Annotated in this window: 4 protein-coding genes; 3 read left to right on the top strand and 1 reads right to left on the bottom strand. The window is 34.5% G+C overall.

The features are described from left to right. The first annotated feature begins 745 nt into the window (after window positions 1-745). From CKF59_RS04455 to CKF59_RS04465, 3 genes are read left to right on the top strand one after another with little or no spacing between them, the layout of a single operon-like run. Window positions 746-1,843, top strand: a complete 1,098-nt coding sequence (locus tag CKF59_RS04455) for a branched-chain amino acid aminotransferase (protein WP_119534773.1) — start codon at window positions 746-748, stop codon at window positions 1,841-1,843. 13 nt (window positions 1,844-1,856) lie between these two features. Further along, window positions 1,857-2,807, top strand: a complete 951-nt coding sequence (locus tag CKF59_RS04460; protein WP_119534774.1) for a ketopantoate reductase family protein — start codon at window positions 1,857-1,859, stop codon at window positions 2,805-2,807. Between the two features lie 12 nt (window positions 2,808-2,819). Beyond that, on the top strand, window positions 2,820-3,950 hold the full coding sequence (locus CKF59_RS04465; RefSeq protein WP_119534775.1) for a PTS sugar transporter subunit IIC: 1,131 nt from the start codon (window positions 2,820-2,822) through the stop codon (window positions 3,948-3,950). A 115-nt stretch (window positions 3,951-4,065) separates the two neighbouring features. Here CKF59_RS04465 and CKF59_RS04470 read toward each other — a convergent pair. Then, window positions 4,066-4,594, bottom strand: a 529-nt coding sequence (locus CKF59_RS04470) for a YhcH/YjgK/YiaL family protein (RefSeq protein ID WP_222985587.1), incomplete at its 5' end; no start/stop codon positions are given.

Genomic DNA, 4,594 nt, shown 5'->3' on the forward strand with positions numbered 1-4,594 from the left:
TTTTTAATTTTTCTTCTTGCTTTTATTTTTTAGATTCAGTAGAATGGAATTACACCAAAGGAAAACAAAAAAACAAGAAATCTTCTTGGGTTTTCCCTTAAATTTTTTAACCACTTCAATTTTTTATTTTCCAATTAGAGAGTTTTTAATATGATTATTATTAGTAACATTATTAACGTCATTATTATCTTGTAACTTCAAGTTGAGTTTAGAGCTTAAAGTCTTTTAGAGCCTCCTCAACTCGGGGTTACGCAAGCTAAAAGAATTTTAAGTTTAAATCGACTTGAAGATAGCGTTAATCAGGTTATTAGTAACTAATCTAAAACTTCTCCTATCTTCACTTCATCCAAACAAATCCTTAAATCATTACCTCTATATTTTTCTTCTTAAATATACCTTACATTATGGGTATAAGTTTTGGTACATAGTTTTCTTCACTTAATAGAGTTTTGATTTTTCCTCTTTAAATTTAAATTCCCCTTTAGCTTTGCCTAACTCAAAGTCGTTAATATAACACTAATTATCTTATTAAAATCTATCTAAAATCCACAGTGGTTTTACATAGTTTTAAACTATTACTTATGTTTGTTTGATTTTCCCTTGCTTATATTCAAGATCATAAAATTCTTTATTCTTGCTCTTGACTATATTTATAGGAACTGTTTACACTATATAAACTAGTGTTCTCCTAGATTTAAATTAAATCTAGCTTTTAAGTCAATTATATTTTATTGGAGTAACAACAATGTCAAATGCTAAAGTTCGTGTAGAATTAACTCAAAATCCTAAACAAAAAGTTCCAGAAGATCAATTAGGTTTTGGTCGTGTATTTACAGATCACATGTTTGTCATGGATTGGGATGAAGAAAAAGGCTGGCACGATGCTCGTGTAGTCCCTTATGGTTCATTACAATTAGACCCATCTTGTGGTGCTTTACACTATGGTCAAGCTGTATTCGAAGGCTTAAAAGCTTACAATAATGGTGGTAAAGTTTACTTATTCCGTCCACAAAAGAACTTCGAACGTCTTAATAACTCAGCTGATCGCATCTCTTTACCTAAATTAGATGAAGAGTTTGCATTAGAAGCTTTAAAACAATTTGTTACTGTAGATCGTAGCTGGGTTCCTACCACTGAAGGTACATCTTTATACCTACGTCCTTTAATGTTTAACTCTGAAGAAAATTTAGGTGTTCACCCAGCGAAAAAAGTTACTTACTTGGTAATGGCTTCTCCATCAGGTGCATACTTTACAGGTAGCTTAAAACCTATGCGTTTATTCGTTGAAAACGAATATGTACGTGCAGCTGTAGGTGGTGTTGGTTTTGCTAAAACTGCAGGTAACTATGCAGCTTCATTAAAAGGTCAATTAAAAGCTGAACAATACGGCTGTCAACAATGTTTATGGTTAGACGCTAAAGAACACCGTTATGTTGAAGAAGGTGGTGCTATGAACGTATTCTTCAAAGTAAATGGTGAGTTCTACACTCCAGCATTAACTGGTTCAATCCTTCCAGGTGTTACTCGTGACTCTATGTTACAATTACTAAGAGATCGTGGTGAAAAAGTACATGAAGCTCGTTTAGATGTAAATGACTTATTTGAAAAAGCTAAAACAGGTGAACTAGAAGAAATGTTCTGTACTGGTACAGCAGCTGTAGTTACTCCAGTTGGTGCTTTAGTACGTGAAAACCCAACAACAAAAGAAGTTGAAGAAGTAACCATCAATGGTGGTGAAACTGGTGAATATACTCGTTCATTATATGAAGAGTTAGTAAACCTCCAATTAGGTAAAGGTGAAGACAAACACGGCTGGTTAGTTGAAGTTTGTGATGCTGAATAACCGGAGGTAAAATATGAAAATTCTTGTTGCCGGTGCTGGTGCTATGGGAGCTACATTTGGTCACGTATTACATAAAGGTGGTAATGAAGTTACTCTTTGTGACAAATGGGAAGCTAACCTTGAAGCAGTAAAAACTCATGGTCTACGTATTACTGACGTAGACCAAAGAGAACAATCTCCATTAAAAATGTATCATCCATCAGAGGTTTCAGGTGACTTTGACTTAGTGTTATTTTTCACTAAGTCAATGCAACTTGAAGAAATGGTGCAAGACGTTAAGCATTTAGTAAAAGAAAATACTAAAGTTCTCTGCTTACTAAATGGTCTAGGTCACCTTGAAACTCTACGTAAATACTTTGACGATAAACATATTTTAATGGGTGTAACCGTTTGTACGGCTAAACTCTTAGGTCCAGGTGAGTTCTTATTATCATCTCACTCAAATACCGAAATGAAAAATATTGATCCTAACGAAAAAGAAGCATGCTTAGCTGTAGTTAAAGCTTTTAATGACAGTACTATGCCTGCTACTTACTCTGAAGACATTGCCTACTCAACTTGGCGTAAAGCTTGTTTAAATGGGATGACCAATAGTGTATGTGCTCTTTTAGATATGAATATGCGTCAACAAGGTTTAATGGATGAGTCTAAAGAAGTGGTGCGTCAAATCGTTTCAGAATTTGCTGCCGCTGCTGCACTTGAAGGCGTACATTTTAATGTTGACGAGTTTACTGATTGGGGTTATACTTTCCTAACACCAGCTTTTGCAGGCGTGGATCATCACCCATCTATGTGGCAAGATCTTGTAGCTAATAAACGTCCTACGGAAGTTGACTACTTAAATGGCTATGTATCTCGCAAGCTAAAAGCAGCAGGGCAATGGGCACCTTACTGTGAATTAATTACAAGATTTATTCATGGTAAAGAAAAAGCTCAAGGCATTCCTTACACTTTTGTTAAATAATAATATATTAAAATGTCAGAACAAGTAAAACAAGCGCCTGTACCTGTTACAGAAAATTCATTAACCGCTAAGCAGTTTACTTTAAATGTTCTAAATGGGATGGCCATAGGTATTGTGGCCGCCCTCATTGCGAACGCTGCAATTGGTGGATTACTTACACTATTTACCGAAACTTCAAAAGTTGCTCAAGGTCTAAAATTTGTTGCAACTGTAATTCAATTTGCTACTGCACCATTAATTGGTTTCCTGGTAGGGGTTAACTTTAAATTTAATCCATTCCAAGCAGCTTGTTTAAGTTTAGTTGCTTATGTGGCTGCTGGTAATGTACAATTTGTTCCAGCTCAAACCTTTACTATTTTAGTAGATGGAGTAGAACAAACTAAAACTATCGCAGCTGGATTTGCAGTAAAAGGTTTAGGGGATATCCTAAACGTATTAGTTGCAACTTCATTAGCAGCTGGTGCTACCCTATTGATTAAAAATAAATTTGGTTCTTTAACTCTACTTTTACAACCAATCGTTGTCGGGGTTGGTGTTGGTTATATTGGTTACTTCTTAGCACCTTATGTAGGTCTAGTAACAACCTATTTAGGTGATTTAATCAAATATTTCACTGAATTACAACCTTACATCATGTGTCCACTACTTGCAATTACTTTCTGTTTTGCGGTATCTTCACCTCTTTCATCTGTAGCTCTAGCTTTAGTTACTGGGGTAGATGGTTTATCATCAGGGGCTGCAAATATCGGGGTTGCTTCTGCTGCAACTTTCTTAATTATTGCAAGTTTTAAAGCTAACAAAATTGGTGTACCTATTGCAATTTTCTTTGGTACAATCAAAATGATGTTACCAAAACTTATTATGCGTCCTTACCTCTTCGTACCTATGTTTATTCTTGCTGCCGTTAATGGTTTAGCTGTGGCTGTACTTGGTATCGTAGGGGATAATGCTTCTGCAGGTTTTGGTTATATCTCTTTAATTGGACCTCTTAAAGCTTACGCTTTAATGGATTCACCTGCAAAATTACTATACATTGTTTTAGCATATTTAGTGATCCCATTTGTTGTAGGTTATGCGATTCACTTCGTTTGTACTCGCATTCTTAAGCTCTACAATAACGATTACTTTAAATTTGAAAGCTAAAAACAACAATGAGAGGAGCAAAAACTCCTCTCATTTGCTTTTTCTACTAACTTACATGTTATATTTGCTTACATTCTATATAAACTTACATTACAACATTAGCTTAGTAGTTATATTATGCTAACCCAAATAATTGAGCATATCTCTGATCAATTTTTACCACACATTTTTTAATCCAATTAGAGTCACTTACCTGAAAACCTGCAAAGTGGATAATGTTTGGATTAATAATCACCCCCTCTCCCTGCTCTAAACTTGTAACCTTAAAGTTTTCTAGATCATATGCAAAGATCGTATCATGAGCTGGTTCAGGATCAGCTTCAACTTTTGCTTTTTCATCTAAGGACCTGAGCTGATAGATATAAGTTTCCTTTCCTGCAAAAACTAGATGAATATCATAAGTGTGTTCATGAAACTCACTTTTATGAAAATCTAAAGGATTTCCTACAAATTCATTAAAAATCACTTTATTTAAGAGATGAGGTATTTTTTGTTCAGCTAAATCTTTTGCTTCTTGTTCTACAATTTGTTCTAGCCTCGCATTAACCTTTACCTCAGGTAAAACCTTATTAACGTTAGTTAAAAACTGCCCTAAGTATTCTACATCTTTGCTTTTATTAGCTTTTTCTTGATAAAGATAAATT

Origin of the sequence: Psittacicella gerlachiana, from assembly GCF_003585965.1 — a bacterium.
In the GTDB taxonomy this organism is placed as follows: domain Bacteria; phylum Pseudomonadota; class Gammaproteobacteria; order Enterobacterales; family Psittacicellaceae; genus Psittacicella; species Psittacicella gerlachiana.

What these genes read in the sequence shown, in the direction of transcription:
- CKF59_RS04455 (WP_119534773.1), top strand. Translation starts at nt 746, where the DNA reads ATGTCAAATGCTAAAGTTCGTGTAGAATTAACTCAAAATCCTAAACAA.
- CKF59_RS04460 (WP_119534774.1), top strand. Translation starts at nt 1,857, where the DNA reads ATGAAAATTCTTGTTGCCGGTGCTGGTGCTATGGGAGCTACATTTGGT.
- CKF59_RS04465 (WP_119534775.1), top strand. Translation starts at nt 2,820, where the DNA reads ATGTCAGAACAAGTAAAACAAGCGCCTGTACCTGTTACAGAAAATTCA.